Here is a 26,309-nt window from a genome sequence, read left to right as displayed (position 1 = left end):
ATCTCCACTTATTTACTTACGATTGAAAACAGGCTTGCGCTTTTCTACAAAAGCACGCATCCCTTCTACTTTGTCCTCTGTAGAGAATAATAATGCTTCTGCTTCAGTTTCGAGCCTGATAGCATTTTTAAGTGGAAGTTCAGAACCAACCTGAATAACATGTTTAGCTTTCTCTACTGCTAACGGTGCATTTTTCATAATTGCAGCAGCCAATTCTTCAGCTGAAGTTAACAGTTCTTCAGCTGAAACCAACTTGTTAAGAATTCCCAGTTCGTAGGCTTCTTGACCTTTCACTGTACGAGCAGTGAAAATCAATTCTTTCGTACGGCTTGTTCCAATCAAACGAGACATACGTTGAGTACCAGCGAATCCCGGAATAATGCCCAAGCCAACTTCTGGAAAGCCAACAACTGTCTTTTCAAATCCAATACGGATATCTGTCGAAAGTGCTAATTCCATTCCTCCGCCAAGTGCATACCCATTGAGCACTGCAATTGTTGGTTGACGTAAATCTGAAAGGCGAGTAAAGGTATTGTTTGCAAATGTCATATATTCAAAAGCTTGAATTGGCGACATCAAGTCCATTTCTTTAATATCAGCCCCAGCTACAAATGCCTTTTCTCCTGCCCCTGTTACAATCACAACACGAATTTCTTCACTTTGTTCAACTTGATCAAGAACATCATTAAAATCAGTTAATACCTGAGAACTCAAAGCGTTTAATGCTTCAGGACGATTGATCGTAATGTAGCCGATGCTGTTTTTTACTTCTAGTAAAACAGTTTTACTCATTTTAATGCTCCTACTTATAAAATTTGAATTATTAAGTATAATGTCAACAAATACTTGAACCCAAAATGTAAGAGCTTACAATGCTATGATATCTCATTTTTCTACTCTCGTCTACTTAATCTTAATTTATAACTCTATAAGTTTAACTTATAGAGTTATAAAAAATACTAAGACTTTTTGATTTTCAAAATAAAAAAACAAATTCTACTAAGAATCATTTAAGATAAACGTCTTAGATAGAATTTGTTTGACAGAGTAAAAAAAATCAAATGGTAAATTAAATTTAGTAGGTAATTATTTTTAACGTTCTACAATGACTGCTGTGCCCATTCCTCCTCCGATACAAAGAGTTGCAAGACCACGTTTAGCATCGCGTTTTTCCATTTCATGCAACAAAGTAACCAGAATACGGCAGCCTGATGCTCCAATTGGATGACCAAGTGCAATGGCTCCGCCATTGACGTTTACTTTTTCTGGGTCAAAATTCAGCTCTTTTCCGACAGCACACGCTTGAGCTGCAAAGGCTTCATTGGATTCAATCAAATCAAGGTCTTCAACTGTAAAACCACCTTTTTCAAGTGCCTTACGAGAAGCATAAATTGGTCCGCAACCCATGATTTTCGGATCTAATCCTGCACTTGCATAGGATTTTATGGTTGCTAAAACAGGAATGCCTAGCTCTTTTGCTTTTTCTGAACTCATGACAACAACTGCTGCTGCTCCGTCATTGATACCAGAAGCATTACCAGCCGTGACAGTTCCACCTTCTTTAAAGACAGGACGCAATTTAGCCAAACCTTCTAACGAGGCATCTTTTCTTGGAAATTCATCCGTATCAAAAACAATTGGCTCACCTTTTCTCTGTGGAATAATCACTGGAACGATTTCTTCTTTGAAACGTCCAGCTTCAATAGCTGCCACGGCACGTTGTTGAGATTGCACAGCAAAAGCATCTTGAACTTCACGAGAAATACCATACTGTGCAGCAACATTTTCAGCTGTGATTCCCATGTGGAAATCATTAAAGGCGTCAGTCAGACCGTCGCGCAACATAGTATCAACAACTTTAGAGTCTCCCATACGAGAGCCCCAACGTTGATTTTGCAGCACATATGGTGCTTGGCTCATATTTTCTGCACCACCCGCTACGATGATATCAGCATCTCCACAAAGGATAGCTTGTGCAGCCAACTGAACAGTTTTAAGCCCTGAACCACATACTTTATTGACTGTGAATGCTGGAGAAGATACAGGGATACCTGCATTGACACTCATTTGACGTGCCACATTCTGACCAAGTCCTGCCCCTAAAACATTTCCCATAATCACTTCATCAACTTGTTCAGCCTTCAAATTTGCTCGTTCCAGCGCGCTTTTGATAACCAAACTTCCCAAATCAACAGCTGAAATATTTTTCAAACTTCCACCAAAAGAACCTAATGGTGTACGAACTGCTGATACAATAACTGCTTCTTTCATTTCTTGCTCCTCATCTTAGTATTTAAAGAAACCTTCCTTGGTCTTACGTCCAAGTTTATTAGCTTCAACCATTTTTTTCAACAATGGAGCAGGACGATATTTCGGATCACCAAATCCATTATTCAACACTCCCATAATAGCTAAGCAAACATCCAAACCAATCAAATCAGCTAATGCTAATGGTCCAATCGGATGGTTGGCTCCGAGTTTCATCGCTTCATCAATTTCTTCAGCCGATGCTACTCCTTCTCCAAGAATGAAAATAGCTTCATTTATCATCGGAATCAACACTCGATTTACAACAAAACCATAAGAATCTCTAACATCAACTGCTGTTTTACCGATTTTTTCAGTCAATTCACGAACAGTTTTGACTACTTCTTCTGATGTTTGAAGTGCTTTGATCACTTCGACCAATTTCATGACAGGAGCAGGATTAAAGAAATGCATACCAATAACTCGTTCTTGATGCACTGTTGCTGCTGCAATGTCAGTAATTGACAAAGATGATGTATTGGACGCTAAAATTGTTTCTGGTGTTGTTAATTCATCTAATTGTTTAAAAATACTCAACTTAATGTCTCGGTTTTCAGTAGCTGCTTCAATAACTAACTGAACATTTTTTGCATCTTCGTATGAGGTTGAGGGAATCAACTTACTCAAAATACTATTTTTATCAGCTTCTGACAGACGCCCTTTCTCTACAGAACGTGTTAATTGCTTGGTGATATTTCCAATCCCTCTTTCAACAAATTCGTCTTTAATATCATTCAAATACACCGTAAAGCCTGATTGGGCAAAGACTTGTGCAATACCGCTTCCCATCTGACCTGATCCAATGATCATCACTTTTGAAATATTCAATTTTCTCTCCTATCTAATATTAACATTATAAAGTTTAAAATGAAAGAATAGGAACGATTGAATGATGAATACTCTTCAACCGTTCCTGCTTTGTCATTATACAAATGCACCTAAGCCAGTAATTTCACGACCAACAATCAAAGCGTTGACTTCATGAGAACCTTCATAAGTGTAAACAGCCTCAGCGTCTGCAAAGAAACGTGCAACATCGGTTTCAAGAGTAATTCCATCCCCTCCGCCTACTTCACGAGCAAGGGCAACAGTTTCGCGCATAACGAGTGAATTATGCATTTTAGCAAGGGCAGAATTTAACATTAATTCATTGCCAGCTTCTTGCATTTCAGCAAGACGAACTGAGTAAGCAATAGCTGCCACAGCGTTCGCTTGCATTCTAGCCAATTTTTCTTGAATGATTTGGAATTTAGCAACTGGACGTTTAAATTGTTGACGGTTTGTAGTATATTTCAATGCTGCAACAAACGAACCGCAAGTTATACCCATGGCAATATGAGCAACATCTGCGCGAGTAAATGTAAGAATACGAGCTACATCTTCAAAACCATTGATGTTTACCAAACGGTCTGAGTCTGGAACTTCAACATTTGTCATTGTGATATGACCATTTCGAACACAACGAAGTGCAATTTTATGTTGAATAACTTCTACATCGTAACCAGGAGCTCCTTTGCGAACGATAAAGCATTTAATTTTGCCATCTGCAACGTCACGAGCAAATACTGGAATAACATCAGCTGTATCTGAACCACCAATCCAACGTTTTTCACCGTTAATAATCCACTTGTCTCCTACACGTTCAGCAGTTGTTGCAAGCCCACCTGCAATGTCTGAACCAGAAAGTGGTTCTGTCAAAGCAAAACATCCTTGCCAATCAAATGCTGCTAATTTAGGAAGAAATTCCTTTTGTTGGCGTTCATCACCACCGAGTAAAATTGTGTTATAGCAAAGTCCACCATGCACAGTATAGAATGTAGCCATTGATGTATCAAAGCGAGCCAATTCCAAGTAAAGGAATGCGATATAAAGTTCTGATGGTTTGTAGCTGCCTTCACGTCCCTCAAACAATTTAGGATTGTTCATAATTTGAGCGCCTTTGGCAACTGCGTAAAATTGTTCAAATGGAAAATCAGGTTTTTCCCAATGTTCATTGATCACAGGACGAAGATGTTTTTCAATCAAACGACGAGTTTCTTGTAAGACTTCTGCTTCTCCTAGTGTCAAACCGTCTGCATAGTGAAAAAGATCTTCAGGATATAATTCACGTAAAATTTCTTCTTTAGTTGCCATAGTATGGACTCCTTTATAATAATGTTATAAGAGCGCTTTCATTTCAGGGCTCAGTATTTGTTGACGCTTACATTTTATATCAGATATGATCTTGTGTCTACTTAAGAAAAATTAATCGTCCCATAAGTTTCTATTATACATATTGATTTTACTGACTTTTCAAAGGATAAAGACAAGATTTTACAAATAAAATTTTTGCAAAATCTAAAAATTTATTTGTAAAATGATTGAATTTCTAAAAATATTTTCTCTAATTTCAAAGAAATCCTTTTCCCCAATCCTTTACCAATCCTCCAGAGCAAAATGCAAGCATTTGCAAAATGAATATGTTACAATGCTTATAAAAACGGAGGAAAAATCATGTTAACATACGATTTAATTGTTATTGGTTTTGGTAAAGCTGGTAAAACATTGGCAGCAAAAATAGCAACCCAAGGCAAAAAGGTTGCCTTAATTGAACGTAGCAAAGCTATGTACGGTGGAACTTGTATCAATATTGCTTGTATTCCAACCAAAACTTTATTAGTCGCCGCAGAAAAAGAACTATCATTTGAAGAAGTAATGGCTGAGAAAAATGCGGTTACTAGCAGACTTAATGGGAAAAATTACGCAACCATTAGTAGTGCTGGAGTGGATATTATTGATGCAGAAGCTCATTTTCTGTCTAACAAAATAATTGAAATTGTAGCAGGCGACGAAAAGCAAGAGATAACAGCTGAAAATATCGTCATCAATACGGGCGCTGTCTCAAATGTTTTACCAATTCCAGGACTTACTACAACAAAAAATGTTTATGACTCAACAGGCATTCAAGATCTTGCTACATTACCTAAACGTCTTGGTATCCTTGGTGGTGGAAATATCGGTCTTGAATTTGCAGGACTTTTCAATAAGCTAGGAAGTAAGGTTACTGTCCTTGACGCTGCTGATACTTTTTTGCCACGTGTAGAGCCCTCAATTGCCACTTTGGCTAAACAATATATGACGGAAGACGGTATTGAAATTCTTCAAAATATTTACACTCAAGAAGTGAAAAATGATGGTGAAGAGGTGCTTGTCATTGCTAAAAACGAAACATTTCGCTTTGACGCTTTGCTTTATGCTACCGGTCGTAAACCAAATATCGAATTATTAAAACTTGAAAATACAGATATCCAAGTTACAGACCGCGGTGCTATCCAAGTGGATAAGCATTGCCAAACAACTGTTCCTGGCGTTTTTGCTGTTGGTGATGTCAACGGTGGACTACAATTTACTTATGTTTCGCTAGATGATTTTCGTGTCGTTTTCAATTACTTAGCTGGTGATGGCTCCTACACACTTGAAAATCGCAAACATGTACCGACTACTATGTTCATCACTCCTCCACTGGCACAAATTGGTTTGACAGAAGCTCAAGCTAAAGAACAAGGCCTGCCTTATGCAACCAAAGAAATTCCAGTTGCAGCCATGCCACGTGGACATGTCAATGCGGATCTTAGAGGAGCGTTTAAAGCAGTTGTTAATACCGAAACCAAGGAAATTTTAGGTGCCACTATCTTTTCACAAGGTGCTCAAGAAATCATTAACATTCTAACTGTAGCTATGGACAATAAGATTCCTTATACTTATTTCACAAAACAAATCTTTACTCATCCAACTTTGGCTGAAAATCTTAATGATTTATTTGCGATTTAATCACGACTTCTGCACTTTGACAAAATTATTGTCATAAACCATTTTAATTTCATTCAGCAAAAAATAAAAGTGGGATAGGACTGAAAACTAAAAATTTTTAGCCCGTTCTCTCACTCTTGCAAAGCTTGCTCAAGTATCGCGTGACTATTTATTTCCATCATAAAAACGAGGCTGGGATATTATCGTCCCCACCTCGTTTTTATTATAGCTGCATTTGATTATACGTTTTACTAAATGCATTCAAAATTTCTTTTGGTGCGTCTTTATAAGAAGTCTCTCCTTCTAGCGTTCCTTTAACAATCGTTCGTGACGTAGCTGCAGCATCTTCACAAGTCACCAAAGTCACTTCATTGACACCTTCGCGGTCATTAATCACATCCACTCTATCAGGTGCTACATTCTCAACTGAAGTAATGGAGTAAGTATAAATTTTTTCCTTATCTGTCAGATAAATTTTCATTCCGGTTTTAGCACGATCTAAAGGAGAAAAGAGCATATTGCTTGCACCTGTAATCCCAAATACATGGTGGCTAGCCAATGCGTAATTCCCTTTCCCCATTTGCTGCGTTTCTTTCATCGTACCTGCGCCATAATAAAGACCCACATTGTCTAAGCCCTTGAAAATCGGCAAATTCATAGAAAGTTCAGGAATAGCAATTCCACCAATAACTGGTAATTGCTGTGCTTTCCATTGCGCGTTAATCACATCTTCGGTAGACAGCGATTTAACTTTATCGAAATTAAAGCTAGTTTTGGCTTTTTTATTTTGAGTGATTTTATCTTTTGAAACATTGCTCACTTGATATCGATTGGTATGCCAAACCATGATCATATTCCGAATAGAAGAGTTGAAAATAAGTGCAAGTGCAACAATGATTAACAATGTCGCAATAATGTTAATCAGAATATTTTTTCTTTTATTATGTTTTGTTCTTGTTGATGACATAACATTTCCTTTTATTTAGTTTATCCTTCATCCACTTCTTTTTCATTCTCTGCTGCAACGCTTGTAAAAGTAACAATCTGCGCTCCCTTATCTAGTCGCATTACTTTAACACCCAAAGTTGCACGTCCTGTTTGAGAAATATTAGCAACATTTGTCCGAATAATAACCCCTGTATTTGTGATAATCATCAAATCTTCATCACCATTCACAGCCATAAGCCCCGCTAATGGACCATTTTTCTCAGTAATATTAGCTGTTTTCATTCCTTTTCCACCACGACTTTTCGTAGCGTATTCACTAGCTAAAGTACGCTTACCATAGCCTTTTTCAGTGATGACTAACACCTCTTGATCATCTGAAATGACACTTGCTCCTACAACATGGTCACCCGCACGCAAATTCACTCCGCGCACGCCGGTCGCAGCCCGTCCCATGTTTCGGACTTGGCTTTCGTTAAAACGTACAGCATAACCCATTTTTGTTCCAATAATGATATCTGCTTGACCATTTGTCAAAAAGACATTGATGAGTTCATCCTCATCTTTTAAATTCAGAGCTTTCAGACCGTTTTGACGAATATTAGCAAACTCTGTTACGCTTGTCCGCTTCACAACACCATAGCGCGTTGTAAAGAAAAGGTAGGAATCATCGTCATGCTCGGCTTGAACGTTGATAATCGTTTGAATTGTTTCACCTTCGTCCAATTTCAACAAATTAACAATCGGCAAACCTTTCGCTGTACGACCGTATTCAGGAATTTCATAACCTTTCAAGCGATAAACGCGACCTTTATTGGTAAAGAAGAGCAAATGATCATGTGTGCTGGTAGAAACTAGTTCACGGACAAAATCGTCATCTTTTACACCTGTTCCTTGAATACCACGACCACCACGTCTTTGCGCAGTGAATTCATCTTGGTTCAACCGTTTGATGTAACCTTTATTGGAAAGTGTAATCAAAACATCTGCTTCCTCAATGAGATCCTCATCTTCCAGAGACAGTACTTCACCAACTATTAGCTCTGTACGACGTTCATCAGAAAACTTACGTTTAATCTCTTCTAATTCTTCCTTGATAATCGCAACAACTCGTTCTGGTTTTGCCAAAATATTTGCTAAATCAGCTATCAATTTCATCAAGTCGTCATATTCAGATTGAATCTTATCCCGTTCCAATCCCGTTAAACGACGCAAACGCATATCCAGAATCGCCTGACTTTGACGTTCGGACAATTTATAGCGTGCCATCAATTCTGCTTGCGCTTCTGCATCTGTCTCGCTGTTTCGGATGATGCGAATCACTTCATCAATGTGATCTAGTGCAATCAGCAAACCAGCTAAAATATGTGCACGAGCTTCCGCCTTTTCCTTATCAAAAACTGTCCGGCGTGTAACCACTTCTTTTTGGTGTTCAATATAAGCAAGCAAAATCTCGCGTAAAGACAGAATCTTTGGCACTCCATTTTGAATCGCCAGCATATTGAAGCTAAAATTCGTCTGCATTTGCGTTAATTTGAATAAATTGTTCAAGATAACATGCGCACTTGCATCCCGCTTCACTTCAATGATAAAACGAACCCCTTCACGGTTAGATTCGTCACGAACCGCTGTAATTCCGTCAATACGTTTTTCTTGGACTAACCGCACAATATGTTCGTGAACTTTGGTTTTATTGACCATATACGGAAATTCAGTAACCACAATTCGTTCACGACCAGATTTAGTTTCTTCGATTTCCGTCCGAGCACGTAGAACAATGGAACCCTTCCCAGTTTCATAAGCGCGATGAATGCCTGATTTCCCCATAACCAAAGCGCCTGTCGGGAAGTCTGGACCAGGCAACACTTCCATAAGGTCATGTGTTGTTACATCTGGATTGTCCATGACTAATTTTACAGCATCAATGGTCTCACTAAGATTGTGAGGAGGAATGTTTGTTGCCATTCCCACAGCAATACCTGTCGCCCCATTGACCAGCAAATTAGGAAAACGTGACGGTAAAACTAATGGCTCACGCTCACTGCTATCATAGTTATCTGCAAAATCAACTGTATTTTTGTTGATATCGCGTAACATTTCAAGCGATATTTTGCTCATCCGAGCTTCTGTATACCGTTGTGCCGCAGGACCGTCTCCGTCCATAGAACCAAAGTTTCCGTGACCATCTACTAACATGTGGCGGTAAGACCACCATTGCGCCATCCGCACCATAGCTTCATAGATAGAGGAATCTCCGTGCGGGTGATATTTACCCATAACATCACCCGTGATACGAGCAGATTTCTTATGTGGTTTGTCAGGAGTCACCCCCAGCTCATTCATCCCATACAATATTCTACGATGAACAGGCTTTAAACCGTCTCGAACATCCGGAAGAGCACGAGCAACAATGACACTCATGGCATAATCGATGAAACTCGTCTTCATTTCGCTCGTTAAATTCACATTTACTAAATTATTATCCTGCATTAAAAAATGCCTCTCTTCAATTTATATGACCATATCATTATAACATAAATTGGGATTTTTTTCAGTAAACACCTTCTATTGTAAAAACGTTTACATAAGATGATATGTATTATATTCGTGACAAAATGTTACAAAAGTGATAGAATAGATGTGTAAAGGGAAAACGTTCCCCAATAAAATAAAGGAGATGTTTAGCAAAATGACTCTTACTAAACAACATAAAAAAGTCATCCTTGTTGGTGACGGTGCTGTAGGTTCTTCTTACGCATTTGCTCTTGTCAACCAAGGAATCGCCCAAGAACTTGGTATTGTTGATATTTTCAAAGAAAAAACAGAAGGGGATGCTGAAGACCTTAGCCATGCCTTGGCTTTCACTTCACCTAAGAAAATTTATTCAGCAGAATATGCTGATGCACACGATGCAGATCTTGTCGTTTTGACTGCTGGTGCACCACAAAAACCAGGTGAAACTCGTCTTCAATTGGTTGAAAAAAACCTTCGTATCAACAAAGATGTTGTTACTAAAATTGTTGCTTCAGGATTCAACGGTATCTTCCTCGTAGCTGCTAACCCTGTTGACATTTTGACTTACTCAACTTGGAAATTCTCTGGATTCCCTAAAGAACGTGTCATTGGTTCAGGTACTTCTCTTGACTCAGCACGTTTCCGTCAAGCACTTGCTGAAAAATTAGATGTAGATGCTCGCTCTGTCCATGCTTACATCATGGGAGAACATGGTGATTCAGAATTCGCTGTTTGGTCACATGCCAACGTTGCAGGTGTCAACCTTGAAAATTATCTTCAAGACGTAGAAAACTTCAATGCTGCTGAATTAGTTGACCTGTTTGAAGGTGTCCGTGATGCTGCATACTCAATCATCAATAAAAAAGGTGCAACTTTCTATGGTATCGCAGTTGCCTTAGCTCGTATCACAAAAGCTATCCTTGATGACGAAAATTCAGTTCTTCCACTTTCAGTATTCCAAGAAGGCCAATATCCTGGCGTTACAGACTGCTACATTGGACAACCAGCTATTGTTGGCGCACATGGTATCGTACGTCCAGTAAATATCCCGTTGAATGACGCTGAAAAACAAAAAATGCAAGCTTCTGCTAAACAATTAAAAGACATCATCAATGATGCCTTCTCCAAAGAAGAATTTGCTTCAGCAGCTAAAAACTAAAGAATTTCCTTTCTTACTCCTTGTTTTATCAAGGAGTTTTTTCATATCTAAAATGGATACGATAAAGTCATAATGCCGTGCAAATCAGTTTTATCGTACCCATTTATTTTATATAATCTCACTTTATCAATTTATTTCAATATATCTTTTAAATAAGGAACAGTCTTCTCACCCTTCATATCTGACAGCGCCCGAATCCAGCGAAACGCTGTATGCTCTTCCAAATCAAGTTTAATCTCTCTATATTCCAGCAAATTTACCTTATACACTAGACGCGTAAAAACGACGCCCTTTGTATCATCATAACAGCTATCCTCATGAAGAATCGAACTTAATTGTACCTTTTGGTTAACTTCTTCCATTGCTTCACGCACAGCTCCTTCTCTTGGCAATTCGTCTTCTTCCACGCTACCTCCTGGAATATCCCAATATTCGGGATACATGTTTGGAGAACCACGTTTTATTTTACTTCGTTTAATAAGCAAATATTTTCCATCTTTTTCAATTAGAGTATGAGCAATCAATTTCACAGGCATTGGTAATCTCCCTTGTAAAAATAAAAAATCTTGCATATAACAAGATTTATAAGCAGATAACAATTATCCACCCTGAGGGAATCGAACCCCCATCTCAAGAACCGGAATCTTACGTGATATCCATTACACTAAGGGTGGCAACTATTATAGTATACACAAAAAATGAAAAAATAACAAGTAAAAAAGGACTGAAAACATAATTCCAATCCCTTTATTTTGCTTATAATTCAATGTCACCAAACAAGTCAGCCATTGAGAATCCAGTTTGAGTTTCTGGAAGTTCAAAGTCACGTTTTTCTTGGCGTTTTTGACGACGAGGACGTGATTGACGTTTTTCTTTTTGGCTGTCTTCTTGAGCCGGACGTTCTTCAAGAGCTTTGATAGAAAGTGATACGCGTTCTGCATCAGCATTTACATCAAGAACTTTTACGGTTACTTCTTGACCAACTTTAAGCACATCTTTTGGATTTTCAACACGCTTGTGTGAAATTTGTGAAATATGGACAAGTCCGTCAATACCTGGCAATACTTCAACAAAAGCACCGAAATCTGTCAAACGTTTAACTGTACCTTCAATCACATCACCAGCAGCTAATTTTTGTTCAACACCGTCCCATGGTCCAGGTGTTGTAGCTTTAAGAGAAAGTGATACGCGTCCTTCTTCTTCGTTCAAATCAAGAACTTTTACTTCAATTTCATCGCCAACTGATACAACAGATTTTGGTGAAACGTTGCGTTCGTGTGACAATTCAGTTAAGTGAACAAGTCCGTCAACACCACCAAGGTCAATAAAAGCACCAAAGCTTGTGATACGTGCAACTTTACCAGTCACGATGTCACCAACAGCTAATTTGCTAAATACTTCAGCACGTGCTGCTGCAGCTTTTTCTTCTACTACTTCACGGCGTGAAAGAATGAAACGATTTTCTTTTGGATCCACTTCTTTAATTTTTGCTTCAAATTCTTGGCCAACAAAACGTTCAGTGTTACGAACGAAACGAGTATCTAGCATTGAAGCAGGGATAAATCCACGAAGTCCTTCAAATTCTACTGAAAGACCGCCTTTAACTGCACGAGTACCTTTTACAGTAACAACTTCTTCTTCACGTCCAACCAACTTGTCCCATGCCTTGCGAGCTTCTAAACGTTTTTTAGATACAAGGTAAGTAACTGTATCAGTATCTTTACCAACTACTTGACGAAGAACAAGCAATTCAAGTGTTTCACCTGGTTTTACAAGATCGTTAATGTCAGCTTCACGATCATTTGTCAATTCACGAAGGGTCAACACACCTTCTACACCAGTTCCAGCGATTGCAACATTAGCTTGGTTCGCATCAACAGTCAATACTTCAGCAGTAACGACATCGCCTGGCTCAACTTGGCTAACACTATTTAGCAAATCTTCAAATTCATTCATCTAAAAAAATCCTCCAACAATCAAGCATTTCTTGCTTGACATACTTAAAATATTTTTCCTAAGCACCGCAATGACATGAACTATCTTTAACGTTTCCCACCCTATAAAGAAATAAAATACCCTAAGATATTTTACCATTTATCTGATATATTACCTAAGAACTGGGGTAGCTGGATTCGAACCAACGCATGAGGGAGTCAAAGTCCCTTGCCTTACCGCTTGGCTATACCCCAAAAAGAACGCGGACAAAATCCTTTAAGCGCTAAGTACGCTCATGGAGAGGGAGGGATTCGAACCCCCGAACCCGAAGGAGCGGATTTACAGTCCGCCGCGTTTAGCCTCTTCGCTACCTCTCCTGTATAATCAACAGTATTTATTATACCATTGATGAAAGGAAAACACAAGCATTTATTTCCCCAAATTATAGGTTTCAATCAATTTTTCCACGGCATTTTCAAGTTTTTTATAAAAACTATCAACATTTTCATTTTTTATGATAGCAAATTGCCCGTCTAACTCAGCAATTTGACCAATGACTTTTTTACCAATAGATAAAACATAACCTTCGTACTGGTCAGTTCCTATTTTAACTTTGCTATCTGCCAATTGGATTTCAATCTTTTTATCTTTTTTACTCATCATATACCTCTTTCAAGTCTCTATTTTACAAAAAAATAGGAAAACTAGCAAGTGCTATGTGAAAATAAAAGCTACCTCAATCGAGAGATAGCTTCAAAAATTTTTAAACTTTTACAATCCAACCTTCTGGTGCTTCAACATCGCCAAATTGGATGCCGGTTAATTCATTATAGAGTTTTCGAGTGACAGGTCCAACTTCTGTTTCACTATAAAAGACATGGAAATCGTCACCGTGCTGAATACCACCAATTGGAGAGATGACCGCTGCTGTACCGCAAGCCCCTGCTTCAGCAAAACGATCCAAATCATCAATTGGCACATCTCCTTCGATAGCTTTCAAGCCCAAACGATGTTCTGCTAGGTATAGAAGAGAATATTTTGTGATAGAAGGAAGGATAGATGGGCTGTACGGCGTTACAAATTCGTTGTCTTTGGTAATTCCAAAGAAGTTTGCAGATCCCACTTCTTCAATCTTCGTGTGAGTAGCTGGGTCTAGATAAATGACATCAGAGAATTTCCTTTCATGCGCCATTTGTCCTGGAAGCAAGCTTGCTGCGTAGTTACCGCCGACTTTAGCAGCACCTGTTCCATAAGGAGCAGCACGGTCATACTTGTCAGAAACGATAAAGTTTGTTGGAATCAAGCCCCCTTTAAAGTAATTTCCAACAGGCATGGCAAACACGGTGAAAATGTATTCATCTGCTGGTTTAACACCGATGATGTCACCAACACCTAACAATAGCGGACGAATATAAAGGGTTCCTCCCGTTCCGTACGGCGGAACGTATTCTTCATTTGCACGAACCACTTGCTTTACAGCATCAACAAACATATCAGTCGGAACTTGCGGCATCAAGAGACGGTCTGAGGTGCGTTGCAGACGTTTTGCATTTTGATCTGGACGAAATAGCTGTACACTGCCGTCTTTCGTGCGATAGGCTTTCATTCCCTCAAAGGCTTGTTGCCCATAATGAAGGCAAGGAGAAGATTCGGACATATGCAAAGTAGCATCTTCGGTCAATTCTCCTTTTTCCCACTGACCATTTTTATAATAAGCAAGATAGCGATAAGGCAATTTCATATAGGAAAAACCAAGATTTTCCCAATCAAGATTTACTGACATAACATTCTCCTTTTTAATTTTATGATTTTTATTTTACACTATTTTTAGATATTTTCAATAGTTTTTTTGCAAAATTCTGAAAATTTTTTAATTTCAGTTTATACCTGAACAAAAAATCAGCCGCTTGGACTGATTTTCAATTATTTAATATTCGCAGAGAACACTTCTTCATCAGAAATAGTATCAGAGATAAAGCTACCGTTGCTGGTTCTTTCAGACAAACCGAGGTCAGCAAGATTCACTTGGTAAGTCGTTCCTTTGTTAGAAACAATAGAAAGAATCTGCTCTTCTTCTGCTGTTGGATGATCTGAACTAAAGAGGTCTAGTTCTGCAGGTTGCTCTCCAAAGACAGGACCTGCTTGGAAAATACGATGTGGCTTGGACTTCAGCTCGCGCAACACTTGCAAACCACGATTTGCTCGGCTCGTCACAGGAATATCTGCAACTGCCATTCGCTTGAGCGCTCCGCGCTGGGTCAAGATATAAAATGAATCAGTATTGGCAATAAAAGCTGCTGCTAAGACATCATCTTTTTTGAGATTGATAGCTTTGACACCTGCTGCCTTAGCGCCCACAACTGGTACTTCTTCGATATTGAACCGCAAGGCATAGCCGTTCTGGGTCACTAGCATAACATCGTCTAGCTTGATTGGAGAAAGTGTGATAATTTGGTCGTCTTCATTTTTTAATTTAGCAAATTTAACAGACTTGGACTTATAGGTGCGCCAAGGACTGAATTCTTTTCGCTCTACACGCTTGATTTGCCCTAGTTTTGTTACCGCAAAATAAGTGCCTTCGTCAAAATTATCTACTAACTCAGTGTAGATGACTTCTTCGTTGGTCTCAAAATTGGTAATAGTCTGGCTGAGGTGTTCCCCGATTTCTTTCCAGCGAATGTCTGCCAATTCATGAACTGGTCGATAGATGACATTTCCAAGATTGGTAAAAATCAAAAGGTGCTGAGTGGTTTTCGCCGAGCTGACAAAAATCAGACGGTCGTCCTCGCGCTTGCCGACCTCGTCAACCGTTGATGAATTGAAAGAACGTGGACTGGTGCGTTTGATGTAGCCCCCACGAGTGACGCTGACATAGGTTTCTTCTTCCACAATCAGACTAGCCGTATCAATCTCAATGGCATTAGCCGTATCTTGCAATTCACTAAGACGAGGATTACCAAATTTCTTTTTGACCTCGCGAAGTTCACGCTTCATGAGATTGTACATGGTCCGCTCATCACCGATAATGGCTGAGAGCATGGCAATTTTTTCGCGCAATTCTGCTTGTTCTTCTTCCAGAATCACCACGTCTGTATTAGTCAAGCGATAAAGTTGGAGAGTGACAATGGCCTCTGCCTGCTCTTCGGTGAAATCATAGCTGACTTTGAGATTTTCCTTGGCGTCAGCTTTATTTTCCGACGCACGAATGAGCGCAATCACTTCATCCAAGATAGAAATCACTCGAATCAAGCCTTCTACGATATGCAGGCGCTTCTCTGCTTTCACTTTGTCAAAACGACTACGCGCCAGAATAATCTCTTTTCGGTGGGCGATGTAACTAGTCAGAATCGGCACAATCCCTACTAAACGTGGCGTGAAATGATCAATCGCCACCATGTTAAAGTTGTAATTGACCTGCAAATCCGTATATTTAAAGAGATAATTCAGAATCAGCTCGGTATTGGCATCCTTTTTCAGCTCAATGGCAATACGAAGCCCGTCACGGTCAGACTCATCCCGTACTTCTGCAATACCAGCTACCTTATTATTGACCCGAACGTCATCAATCTTCTTGACCAGAACGGCCTTGTTAATCTCGTAAGGAATTTCAGTGACAACAATCTGCTCTTTGCCGCCTTTGAGCTTTTCAATCTCCGTCCGAGAACGCACGACAACGCGACCCTTTCCAGTCTCATAGGCTTTCTTAATCTCATCACGCCCTTGCACAATGGCTCCCGTTGGGAAGTCAGGCCCCGGCAGAAACTCCATGAGTTTGTCAACCTTGGCTTTGGGGTGATCAATCATATACACCACCGCATCGATGACCTCAGCCAAATTATGAGGCGGAATGTCCGTCGCGTACCCAGCAGAAATCCCCGTCGCCCCATTCACCAAAAGATTGGGAAAGGCAGCCGGCAATACGGTCGGTTCTTTTTCCGTATCATCAAAGTTCCAAGCAAAAGGCACAGTGCCCTTTTCGATGTCTTGGAGCAAATAACCAGCAATCTCTGACAAACGAGCTTCGGTGTACCGCATAGCGGCTGGCGGATCGCCGTCCATAGAACCGTTATTTCCGTGCATTTCCACTAAAATTTCACGGTTCTTCCAGTCCTGAGACATACGCACCATGGCGTCGTAAATGGAGCTGTCACCATGCGGGTGGAAATTCCCCATGATATTTCCAACAGACTTGGCCGACTTGCGGTAGCCCTTGTCAAAGGTGTTGCCGTCTTTGTTCATCGAATAAAGAATCCGACGCTGCACGGGCTTGAGTCCGTCACGAATATCGGGTAAAGCCCGCTCTTGAATGATGTATTTGGAGTAGCGCCCAAAACGCTCTCCCATGATGTCCTCTAAGGACATGTTTTGAATGTTACTCATAAGATACAAAGGGACGTTTCGGCTTGCCGAAAATTTCTGTAGAAAAATAGGAAATCGATGCAGGGTTCGATGAACTCCAATCGATTTATCTTTTTTTCTAAGTCTTAGTCCCGTGTTCAGTTGCTATACAACCAAACTATCCTTTCTGTAATTTTCTTTTTTAATGCTTCCTGATGTAAGAGGCATCTCTTATGAATGAGCAAAGTGGATTATCACTTTCTTAGATTCAGTTTTTCTTTAGTGTACTGAATCATTTTTTCTGCAGTTTCTTTATCATAAGGAAAACCTGTCTTGAGAGAGAAAACCTGAGCTTCTTTGTGAAAAAATTGCTGCGTAGACAGTAAAGACTGGATGAGGCTTTCTTTATCAGAAAAATCAAGCAAAGTGGCAAATTCTTCTTCCTTCTCAGCGGGCAAATACTGAAACGGATACTTGTAGTTTTTGCCGACATCAATCACTCCCTTTTCTTCTGCCACTTGCCAAGCCAATAATTTCAGCAATTCTTTCTGACAGATACCATAGAGATGATCCACCGCATACACAAATTGCTGACGCTGAATCCCCTTGACAACATAGGCTGAAACCCACCAGAATTCATTGAACGATTTTGCAAAATCATCTGCACTCGCTGGTTTTGTCCAATAACGTTTGGAACTAGGTGTATAGGGCTGAAAGAGTCCCTGGGGGTCATCCAGTACCGTGAAATCTGCTTCGCTATCCACCCATTCTTTGATATGCTCCTTGGGGCAAAGGGTCAGATCTATCCGATTGCCATCTTCAAAGAGCATGAGATAGAGGCGGCGATGGTCAAGTATATTATGTTGCTCGATGATGCGCTTGCCAAACGCTTCTAACCAAGCAAGGTCGGTTACCATAGCAGCCAAATCATCCACAATGTAGACCACATCGTAGTCTTGAAACTCGTCCTTGGGAGCATCTGGATTTGTCCGCGAGCCGGACATGGCAATAGCGTCGACTTTTAGCACTTTTGCGGTTTGCAAAATTAAATCCAACATTTCTCTTTCAGTTCTCATGGAAGTCCCTACCTTTTTGTTAGATTGCTTCTTTCACTTTCTTAACCACTTTGCGTTTTTTGTAGCGGCTACGAATGGTGTTGAGTTGGTCGCGAAGATCTGCGTAGTGCGTTCTTTCTGGGTAAGCGTAGGTCATGATAGCGGTGAAATCCAGCAGGAAATCGTAGATTTCTTGTAGCTGCATGCGGAGTTGCTTGCTTTGGCTAGGCACTTTGCCTTTCAACTCGGTCAAGCGCTCCTTATAGGCTTCCTCAAACCGCTTTTGCGCAGTCATCAAGCTTTCCACATGAGCTTCCAAGTGCAGTTTTGCCAGCGCCGTTTGATAAGTCGATTTCTTCAGCTCTTGGAGCAGGTGGTTGATGCCCTCTGTCTCTTTTTCATAGTTGGCAGCCGCAATCCCTGCGTAATTTTTCAGCAAGCCTGCCAAGGTGTCGTAGGCTTCTTTGGTCGCCGTCTCCTTGACCCGTGAAAATGCCCGCACCAAAGCAGTCAGCGTCCCCAAAGCATCATCTCGCTCGCGATCAGCTTGGTCTAAACTTGTCACCAAACTGCTTGCTTTCGCCCGATGCAGACCCTCCTGAAACTTGGCCAAGTGCTGGCTCATCTCTTCCAGCTTACTCGTATAAATACTTTCCACCTTATGCGCCTTGTTAAAAGCAGTAATCGCCTCTTTCGACTCGGTCATAAGCTGGGAGAATTCACTTTTATCCAGAGTTTTCGTGTCCAACGTAGTGATTCCGTATGTCAATTTCATTATTTTCTCCTAATTCTTTTAAATTCTAATCTATTTCATATCATTTTTACATTGTTCAGTTTCGGAAAAGGCTTTTTACTCAAAAACCGTTCGTCCGAAATTAGAACGTTCACCTTTTACTCCAAAAACTCTTATCCGAAAACAGAACAATCGGGATTTTCTAAAAAGTCACTTGTCCGAAAGTTGAACGACTTTACTTTTACTCTAACGAGCTTGTCCGAATTTTTATTTCTGGTTTGAAAGTTTTAGTTTATTAAATCTTGATAAAATTCTAGCTTCATCTAAGCTAAGAATAACAAATAAAGTTGAAGTATAAATATCATCATACCATTGTTCGAGCTCTTCGTCAGAACAACCATCATTATATTGTCTTTCTGGATGCCGTACATCAAGTTTATTATACATTTCAAAGAGTTTATCAACCGCAATAATTTTCTTATTATTCACTTTCATAACTTCTTTTAATTCTTCAGAAGCATTCAATTCTTTTTCTAACGGCTCAAGATATTTTGCTAAAGAGAATAAGATTTCTTCTTTACGTTTAGTATTCCCTTTGTTAGAAAAATGATTGTATTCTAAAATTTTCATTGCTTCCTGAATATTAGTTTCAGATACAATTTGAGAAACTTCTGAAGCATAAACATTCTTTTCAATGATGATTTGACGACCATCTTCTAGTTTTTTTAATTCATGATTGGTTTTGGCTAAAAAATAGTCTATCCTCTCTTTAATCTTTGGGAATTGTTGCATCAAAGTGACTTTAGAAAAAGTAGGGACATCACTATTACTAATCAGAAAAGAATTCAAATCAATAATAAATTCTGTATAAGCAAACAGACGGTCATTACCACTAAAATTATTTTCAAAATAATTTTTTACATCATCATAAGACCTAAACTGAATTTTTCTGTAGTTTTCATATAACCAAAAATTCCTATTAAATACGCTACTGAGTGATTCTGTTATGTTAGGTAGTTTTTCTTTTGAATTTGATATTAGAATGGAAATCATTTCAAACTCCTTATCTGCATCAAATCCCATATCCTGAATAAGATCAAAATAATTTTTTCTCGTCATAAATTCCTCCTAAAACACTCCACTCTCCTCTAGCGTAAACTTAACATTATCCTCGATCCATTTGCGGCGTGGTGGGACTTTGTCGCCCATGAGGACATTGACGCGGCGCTCGGCACGAGCCAAGTCGTCAATGGTAACGCGAATGAGGGTGCGGTTTTCAGGGTTCATGGTGGTTTCCCAGAGCTGGTCGGCGTTCATTTCTCCAAGCCCTTTGTAACGCTGCAGCATGGCACCTTTGCCAAATTTCTTGCGCAGGTCTTCTAGCTCACCGTCCGTCCAAGCATACTCGACAACCTCGTTCTTGCCCTTGCCTTTAGACATCTTATAAAGCGGCGGCAGAGCGATATAGACATGGCCTGCTTCAACCAGCGGACGCATATAGCGGTAAAAGAAGGTCAACAAGAGCGTCTGGATATGGGCGCCGTCCGTATCCGCATCGGTCATGATGATAATCTTGTCATAGTTGGCATCTTCTAGGGAGAAGTCCGAACCGACACCTGCACCAATGGTGTAAATCATGGTGTTGATTTCTTCATTTTTGAGAATGTCTGCCATTTTAGCTTTGGCGGTATTGATAACCTTACCGCGCAGGGGCAGAATCGCCTGAAACTTGCGGTCGCGTCCTTGCTTGGCAGAACCACCCGCTGAATCTCCTTCGACTAAATAAAGTTCGTTTTTAGCTGGATTTTTGGATTGAGCTGGCGTTAGCTTTCCAGATAAAAGCCCCTTGTCTTTCTTGTTTTTCTTACCGCTTCGGCTTTCATCTCTCGCCTTGCGGGCTGCTTCGCGCGCATCTCTCGCCTTAATCGCCTTGCGGATAAGATTAGATGCCAATTCCCCATTTTCCAAGAGGAAGAAAGTCAACTTGTCTGACACAATCGAATCCACCGCAGGACGAGCAAGCGGACTGCCCAGCTTGTCCTTGGTCTGTCCTTCAAACTGCAAATGCTCTTCTGGCACTAAGATAGAAAGAACAGCCGCTAAACCCTCACGGTAGTCAGAGCCTTCCAGATTTTTATCCTTTTCTTTCAGCAATCCAGTCTTTCTTGCATAGTCATTCATAACCTTGGTAATAGCTGATTTAAGCCCCGTCTCATGCGTTCCGCCGTCCTTGGTGCGGACGTTATTGACAAAAGAAAGGATATTGTCTGAGTAACCGTCATTGTACTGGAGGGCCACTTCCACTTGAAAGCCGCCCTCTTCTCCTTCAAAATAAAGAACTGGTGTCAATGTTTCCTTATCTTCATTCAGATAACTGACAAAATCTTGCACCCCATTTTCATAATGAAAATCAACAGACTCGCCCGTTCGCTCATCTGTCAGAGAAAGGTGAACATTTTTCAAGAGAAAGGCTGACTCATTGAGCCGCTCCGAAATGGTATTGTATTTGAAATCTATCGTTGAAAAAATCGTGTCGTCAGGCATAAAGGTCACTTTTGTGCCCGTTTTTGACTTGGGAGCCTTGCCAATCTTTTCCAGACTGGTAACAGGTTTTCCACCTTGCTCAAATCGTTGCCGATAAACCGTTCCGTCACGTGTGATTTCAACTTCCAGCCAGCTAGACAGTGCATTGACCACAGAAGAACCCACACCGTGCAGCCCCCCAGAGGTCTTGTAACCACCCTGACCGAATTTACCTCCGGCGTGGAGCACCGTAAAGATAACTTCTACTGTCGGGATTCCCATAGCGTGCATACCGACTGGCATTCCCCGACCGTGGTCTGCTACAGTCAAACTCCCGTCTTTATGAATGGTCACGTCAATCTTATCACCAAAGCCAGACAGAGCCTCGTCAACTGCATTGTCCACAATTTCCCAGACCAAATGGTGAAGCCCAGTTGCATCTGTTGATCCAATATACATACCAGGACGTTTACGAACCGCGTCCAATCCTTCTAATACTTGAATGGCATCATCATTGTAATTGTTAATATTGATTTCCTTTTTTGCCACAAGGAACCTCCTGAATCATTCATCCTTTCTATCTTACAAGTTTTTAGTGAATTTTGCAAAGATTTTTAGAAAATAGTGTATTCTTTCTGCTTCTCACCGCTATTTTTTCAGCCTAGACAAATTTTATAAAATATTTCTGGTCGTTCAACTATCAAAATCAAAATTCATGGTATAATAAAAACATGATAAAGATAGTTTTTACATTGATAGTGGCTTATTTGATTGGTTCAATCCCTGCTGGGCTTTGGATTGGACAAGTATTTTACAAGAAAAATCTCCGCGAATACGGCAGCGGAAATACAGGGACGACCAATACCTTTCGTGTCCTTGGAAAAAAAGCAGGCATCATCACCTTTATTTTTGACTTTTTTAAAGGGACATTTGCGACACTATTGCCATTTTTCCTTCATATCAACGGTATTTCTCCTCTCGTTTTTGGACTTTTAGCCGTTCTTGGGCATACCTTCCCCATTTTTGCTGAATTTAAAGGCGGTAAAGCCGTGGCAACCAGTGCAGGTGTCATTCTGGGCTTCTCACCGACTTTCTTCACTTATTTAGCTGTCATCTTTTTCAGCTGCTTGTATCTGACTAGTATGATTTCCTTTTCAAGTGTGACAGCTGCTGTCTCCGCTATTCTGGGAGTCTTAATTTTCCCACTATTTGGCTTTCTTTTACCACGTTATGATGTACTCTTTACCGTAATTGTACTCGCATTAGCGCTCATCATTATCGTCCGACACAAAGATAATATCCAGCGAATTCGGATGAAACAAGAAAACCTCATTCCCTTCGGATTGAATATCACAAAACAACAACCTAAACAGAAATAAAAGAAGCTAGGATAAAAAATCTTAGCTTCCTCTTATTTTATTCTTTGTGAGCTTTTTTAAATCTGGATAATCCTAAAAGTCCAACGACAAAGCCAAGTAAACTGATAAAGGTGGTATCTGTTGTACCTGTTTCTGGCAAGCTCTTTTGACCTGAAGTCACAAATTGTTTGTGTACATTGACTGGAATCGTTGCCGTTCTTTGATGTGTATTTGTTTGAACTGCTGGCACAAGTTCTTTTTCTCCAGTTTCATTTGGCTTCACTTGGTTAGCAGCTTGATCCTGAAGTTTCTTGTATTGTGCAGTTGAGATTGAGATAGTTCGTGAATTAGGATTGACAACCGCATAAGCTGTTAAGTCTGTTTTTGCTAAATAGTCCGCAAAAGCCACATCCATTGAAGGACCTTCTTCGCGAGCCCCGCCCAACATACCATAACCATCACCACCTGCAGCCAAGAAATCGTTGGTTGTAAGATAGTAAGTTTTTGCGAGATTTAATTTTTCGTATTTTCCTGTTTCAGGATTTTTGATTTCAATGCCAAGAATACGCTTATCGGCTGGCAAGGTAGTGTCATAATAAACTTTTGCTCCAGAAACTTGTAGGAAACCGCCGCTTGGTTCAAGTAACGGTTGCCCATTTTCATCTAGGACTGGTTTGCCGTCTTTTTCTTGTACAATAGAACCTAAAGACTTAGCAAACATGTCTGCGATGTTTTGCCCAGTTACTTTTATTTGAGTAATGGTATTACCAAATGGTAGAACAGCAATGATATCTCCTTTGGTGATTGGTTTTCCTTTCGCAATTGTTTCACGAAGTCCGCCGCCGTTAGTTACAGCAAGGTCTGTCTTATGACTGAATCCTGTTTGCCCGTACTCATAGAGCGCATCTGCTACGACATTTCCAAGATTGGTTTCCCGCACACGGACATTTTCTCGATTACCATTTAACTCAACCGGGCTATTAGCAACGACCACTTTTGCGTTTTCTTGGTCATATTTCTCTTTGATTTTGTTTACTAATTGCTGAATAGCTGGATCCGGAGTAACGCCTTTTACTGAATTGGCTGAGATTTGTTGAGGATTTCCTAAGATTTGACCAGATTTATACGTTACTTTTCCGATATTATGCAAGTAACTACCTGTTTGATTATAAGTAACATTGTCGCCATAGGTCACTGATTCTACAGTATGTGAATGCCCGTCAATCACTGTCACACGTTTTCCTTTTAGCAAAGGATTTTTTGATAATGCTTCTGCCAAGGTAGAACCGCGCCATTCAACTGGTGTCGTCGTATCTACACCCAAATGCGCCAAAACGACATAATGTTTGTAAGTTTTACCTTCCGCTTTCGCACGAGATTCCACTTCTTCAATGACTTTATTGACTTCTGAAATTGGATCTGTAAACGTAACCCCTTGAACATTGCGTGGGTGTGTTTTTGTTGCAGTTTCTGGCGTTGTCACCCCAATAACCACAAATTCATCTCCCACAACATTCTTGTCTTTATCAACAATCGTAGAAGCTTCAAAAAGACGTGCTCCATTGACATAAGTATTGGCACTAAGAAGAGGGAATTTCAAAATTTCTTTGTATTTTTTCACCTCATCCAAACCAAAGTCAAATTCATGATTTCCGACCGCCATTGCGTCATAGCCAATCTTATTTAATATATTCGCGCGTTCTTCTCCTTTTGAGCTATTGGAAATCGGAAGTCCTTGAAAAGCATCGCCTGCATCCACAACAAGTGTTGTTTGATTGGTCTTTGCACGTTCTTGCTCAATGACTGCTGCTAATTTAGCATCGCCAATGACTCCTTTTTCTTCCACAATACGACCGTGTACATCATTTGTATGAAGAATAACCGTATCTTTTTCAGATTGAGTTGTAGGTGCAGCAACCGCTTGAGCGGCTGGAGTTATAGAATCTGCTGGAGTTACAGAAGTTTCAACTTGTTTGTTCTCGCTCTTTTCTGTTACTTTCTCCGTGGAAGCTTCAGTAGCAGGCGAAACTGCTGAATCGCCTTGAGCGATCGTAGGGGCTACCGACTGATTTTCTTTAGGAACTTCTACTTGCTCTACAGGTGCTGTTGAAGCAGCTGGATCTACAGCATCAGCAGAAACCTGATGTGCTAAAATTGCTGGAGCAATTAGCAATGTTGACAAAATGGGGATAATGAATTTTTCCTTTTTCATAATCAATCCTCTTTTATTCTTTTTTGATTCTATTATACAAGATTTTCTGGTAAAATAAAACCTTATTGAGCAATCTTCATCTTATCGTTCGCTAAAATTATTCTAAAAAGAAAAATACTCTAACTTTTACATTAGAATATCTTATTTCACAAACATTATTTACAAACTTCTACCTTGTGAGTTTATCTGTGCCATTATGTCCTTCAGCCCTGCTGCTCCAACGGTATCACCTGCTTTTTCAAAACACGCCAGTGCTTTTTGAGCATCAAATTTAGCCATTTTTATATCTCCCTTAGCTAACATTACCTCAGCCAAGCCCCGATAAGCACAAGCATGATTGACAAAGTCATCTGTCTGCAACGCTAAATTTAGTGTTTCTTGCAAAAGTTCTTCTGCAAGGTGAATATTTCCAAGTTTGAATTGTAAATACCCCTGTTCGTACAAATTGACCGATGCCTTTAGGACATCATCGGGGAAATGCTCTGTAATAATTGCAGCTTCTGCCATTATCAAGTCATAAGCCTTTTGAAAATGCTCTTCTTCTCGTTCGACCATCGCTAATTGATGTAAGCCTATATGCTGTTCTTCCAGATTCTTTTCAGACATAGCTTGAGCATAATAGTCTTTTAAAACCTGACGAGCCAACTGAAAATCCTTTTCTTCCAAAGCAATATAAGCTTTTAAATTCAGCGTACTATAACTATCTTGGTCTATTTGATAAACGAATTGCTTGGCAAGCTGATATTGCCCGTCAAACAATGCTTGCCAGGCTTTTTGAAGTTGTTCTTCTGTCATAATTTCTTTCCTTTTATTCATAGAAAACAAAAGTCACACTTTAAAAGTTATATCAAATCAGTCTCCGAGATCGCTTCTTTTACTTTTTCGATTGGCAGATGTACTAGCTCAACTTTCTTTTCGCTATATAAATATCGCGCATAATCATCCATACGGTATCGATTGATATAAACCACTCGCTTGCAACCAACTTGTAAAAGCTGTTTCGTACAATTAAGGCAAGGGAAATGTGTGACATAAACAGTAAATCCTTTTGGGATTCCACGCTCTGCACCTTGCAAAATCGCATTTACTTCTGCATGTAAAGTCCTCACACAATGCCCGTCAACTATCAGGCATTCATGATCGATGCAGTGTTCCGTTCCTGAAACAGATCCATTATATCCTGTTGAAATAACTTTATTATCCTTTACAATAACTGCACCAACGCTTGCTCGTTTGCAGGTTGAGCGATTTGCAATCAAGAGCGCTTGTGCTGCAAAATATTCGTCCCAAGCCAATCTTTTTGTCGCCATATTGTCACCTTCTTCTCTTACTTATCACTCAGTTTATCATTTTTTCGATGTGGAAAAAGCGGCAGTCCGAGCGATGCAATCTTTTCTGCTGGAACTTTCATGCCGTCTTTTGTCCATTTGATTAAAACAGA

General features: G+C 40.0%; 21 protein-coding genes, 3 tRNA genes and 1 pseudogene. 3 read left to right on the top strand and 22 right to left on the bottom strand.

Annotated features, from left to right (window positions below):
- Positions 1–12: 12 nt before the first annotated feature.
- The 4 genes from HMPREF2887_RS08180 to HMPREF2887_RS08165 all read right to left on the bottom strand — a co-directional run bounded on the left by HMPREF2887_RS08180 (position 13) and on the right by HMPREF2887_RS08165 (position 4,440).
- Positions 13–792: an enoyl-CoA hydratase/isomerase family protein gene (locus HMPREF2887_RS08180; RefSeq protein WP_003024442.1), complete on the bottom strand. Its 780-nt coding sequence runs from the start codon at positions 790–792 to the stop codon at positions 13–15.
- Positions 793–1,092: 300 nt separating this feature from the next.
- Entirely contained in the window at positions 1,093–2,271 is a 1,179-nt protein-coding gene (locus HMPREF2887_RS08175) for an acetyl-CoA C-acetyltransferase (RefSeq protein WP_021001702.1), read from the bottom strand.
- Positions 2,272–2,286: 15 nt separating this feature from the next.
- Entirely contained in the window at positions 2,287–3,135 is an 849-nt protein-coding gene (locus HMPREF2887_RS08170; RefSeq protein ID WP_022525129.1) for a 3-hydroxybutyryl-CoA dehydrogenase, read from the bottom strand.
- A gap of 96 nt (positions 3,136–3,231) precedes the next feature.
- Positions 3,232–4,440: an acyl-CoA dehydrogenase FadE gene (locus HMPREF2887_RS08165; RefSeq protein WP_003029666.1), complete on the bottom strand. Its 1,209-nt coding sequence runs from the start codon at positions 4,438–4,440 to the stop codon at positions 3,232–3,234.
- Positions 4,441–4,800: 360 nt separating this feature from the next.
- Between HMPREF2887_RS08165 and HMPREF2887_RS08160 the strand changes: the two genes are divergently transcribed.
- Positions 4,801–6,117: an FAD-containing oxidoreductase gene (locus tag HMPREF2887_RS08160; protein ID WP_084741039.1), complete on the top strand. Its 1,317-nt coding sequence runs from the start codon at positions 4,801–4,803 to the stop codon at positions 6,115–6,117.
- A gap of 202 nt (positions 6,118–6,319) precedes the next feature.
- On the opposite strand, the gene HMPREF2887_RS08155 is transcribed toward HMPREF2887_RS08160, so the two are convergent.
- Positions 6,320–7,063, bottom strand: coding sequence for a class A sortase (locus HMPREF2887_RS08155; RefSeq protein ID WP_021001705.1), 744 nt, complete (start codon positions 7,061–7,063; stop codon positions 6,320–6,322).
- A gap of 20 nt (positions 7,064–7,083) precedes the next feature.
- On the bottom strand, positions 7,084–9,531 hold the full coding sequence (gene gyrA, locus HMPREF2887_RS08150) for a DNA gyrase subunit A (RefSeq protein ID WP_084741035.1): 2,448 nt from the start codon (positions 9,529–9,531) through the stop codon (positions 7,084–7,086).
- A gap of 199 nt (positions 9,532–9,730) precedes the next feature.
- Here gyrA and HMPREF2887_RS08145 point away from each other — a divergent pair, with 199 nt between their 5' ends.
- Positions 9,731–10,714, top strand: a complete 984-nt coding sequence (locus HMPREF2887_RS08145) for an L-lactate dehydrogenase (protein ID WP_003024429.1) — start codon at positions 9,731–9,733, stop codon at positions 10,712–10,714.
- A gap of 131 nt (positions 10,715–10,845) precedes the next feature.
- Here HMPREF2887_RS08145 and HMPREF2887_RS08140 read toward each other — a convergent pair whose 3' ends face one another.
- The 12 genes from HMPREF2887_RS08140 to parE all read right to left on the bottom strand — a co-directional run bounded on the left by HMPREF2887_RS08140 (position 10,846) and on the right by parE (position 21,847).
- On the bottom strand, positions 10,846–11,250 hold the full coding sequence (locus tag HMPREF2887_RS08140) for an NUDIX hydrolase (protein ID WP_021001707.1): 405 nt from the start codon (positions 11,248–11,250) through the stop codon (positions 10,846–10,848).
- A gap of 66 nt (positions 11,251–11,316) precedes the next feature.
- Positions 11,317–11,388 (bottom strand) — tRNA-Arg (locus HMPREF2887_RS08135).
- An 82-nt stretch (positions 11,389–11,470) separates the two neighbouring features.
- Complete coding sequence (gene rpsA / locus HMPREF2887_RS08130) at positions 11,471–12,670, bottom strand: 30S ribosomal protein S1 (RefSeq protein WP_003024424.1); 1,200 nt, start codon at positions 12,668–12,670, stop codon at positions 11,471–11,473.
- Positions 12,671–12,831: 161 nt separating this feature from the next.
- Positions 12,832–12,903 (bottom strand) — tRNA-Gln (locus tag HMPREF2887_RS08125).
- Between the two features lie 42 nt (positions 12,904–12,945).
- Positions 12,946–13,026: transfer RNA gene (locus HMPREF2887_RS08120), tRNA-Tyr, on the bottom strand.
- A gap of 52 nt (positions 13,027–13,078) precedes the next feature.
- Positions 13,079–13,309, bottom strand: a complete 231-nt coding sequence (locus HMPREF2887_RS08115) for a DUF2969 domain-containing protein (protein WP_022525869.1) — start codon at positions 13,307–13,309, stop codon at positions 13,079–13,081.
- Positions 13,310–13,412: 103 nt separating this feature from the next.
- Positions 13,413–14,450, bottom strand: coding sequence for a branched-chain amino acid aminotransferase (locus tag HMPREF2887_RS08110; protein ID WP_224784207.1), 1,038 nt, complete (start codon positions 14,448–14,450; stop codon positions 13,413–13,415).
- Between the two features lie 122 nt (positions 14,451–14,572).
- Positions 14,573–17,029: a DNA topoisomerase IV subunit A gene (gene parC / locus HMPREF2887_RS08105; protein ID WP_084741029.1), complete on the bottom strand. Its 2,457-nt coding sequence runs from the start codon at positions 17,027–17,029 to the stop codon at positions 14,573–14,575.
- A 212-nt stretch (positions 17,030–17,241) separates the two neighbouring features.
- Positions 17,242–18,063, bottom strand: a complete 822-nt coding sequence (locus tag HMPREF2887_RS08100; protein WP_084741026.1) for an aminoglycoside 6-adenylyltransferase — start codon at positions 18,061–18,063, stop codon at positions 17,242–17,244.
- Positions 18,064–18,082: 19 nt separating this feature from the next.
- A complete protein-coding gene (locus HMPREF2887_RS08095) occupies positions 18,083–18,817 on the bottom strand; it encodes a DUF6261 family protein (protein ID WP_084741024.1) in 735 nt (244 codons plus the stop codon).
- A gap of 225 nt (positions 18,818–19,042) precedes the next feature.
- A complete protein-coding gene (locus HMPREF2887_RS08090) occupies positions 19,043–19,894 on the bottom strand; it encodes a hypothetical protein (protein WP_084741021.1) in 852 nt (283 codons plus the stop codon).
- Between the two features lie 9 nt (positions 19,895–19,903).
- Complete coding sequence (parE, locus tag HMPREF2887_RS08085) at positions 19,904–21,847, bottom strand: DNA topoisomerase IV subunit B (protein WP_084741018.1); 1,944 nt, start codon at positions 21,845–21,847, stop codon at positions 19,904–19,906.
- 182 nt (positions 21,848–22,029) lie between these two features.
- On the opposite strand from parE, the gene plsY reads away from it, so the two are divergent.
- Complete coding sequence (gene plsY, locus HMPREF2887_RS08080; protein ID WP_021001713.1) at positions 22,030–22,677, top strand: glycerol-3-phosphate 1-O-acyltransferase PlsY; 648 nt, start codon at positions 22,030–22,032, stop codon at positions 22,675–22,677.
- A 37-nt stretch (positions 22,678–22,714) separates the two neighbouring features.
- Here the strand turns inward: plsY and nt5e are convergent, their stop codons facing one another.
- The 4 genes and pseudogenes from nt5e to HMPREF2887_RS10600 form a co-directional block, all read right to left on the bottom strand.
- Positions 22,715–24,868, bottom strand: a complete 2,154-nt coding sequence (gene nt5e, locus HMPREF2887_RS08075) for a cell surface ecto-5'-nucleotidase Nt5e (RefSeq protein WP_021001714.1) — start codon at positions 24,866–24,868, stop codon at positions 22,715–22,717.
- Between the two features lie 159 nt (positions 24,869–25,027).
- A complete protein-coding gene (locus HMPREF2887_RS08070; RefSeq protein ID WP_021001715.1) occupies positions 25,028–25,663 on the bottom strand; it encodes a hypothetical protein in 636 nt (211 codons plus the stop codon).
- A 47-nt stretch (positions 25,664–25,710) separates the two neighbouring features.
- Positions 25,711–26,178 (bottom strand): deoxycytidylate deaminase, encoded by a 468-nt coding sequence (locus HMPREF2887_RS08065; RefSeq protein WP_021001716.1) that lies wholly within the window; start codon positions 26,176–26,178, stop codon positions 25,711–25,713.
- Positions 26,179–26,195: 17 nt separating this feature from the next.
- Positions 26,196–26,309 (bottom strand): annotated as a pseudogene (locus tag HMPREF2887_RS10600) (TetR/AcrR family transcriptional regulator); the annotation flags it as partial.

This window comes from Streptococcus sp. HMSC071H03 (genome assembly GCF_001813035.1).
In the GTDB taxonomy this organism is placed as follows: Bacteria; Bacillota; Bacilli; order Lactobacillales; family Streptococcaceae; genus Streptococcus; species Streptococcus anginosus.
Note: the sequence above shows the minus strand (reverse complement) of the source record. Positions and strands in the feature narration are given on the sequence as shown.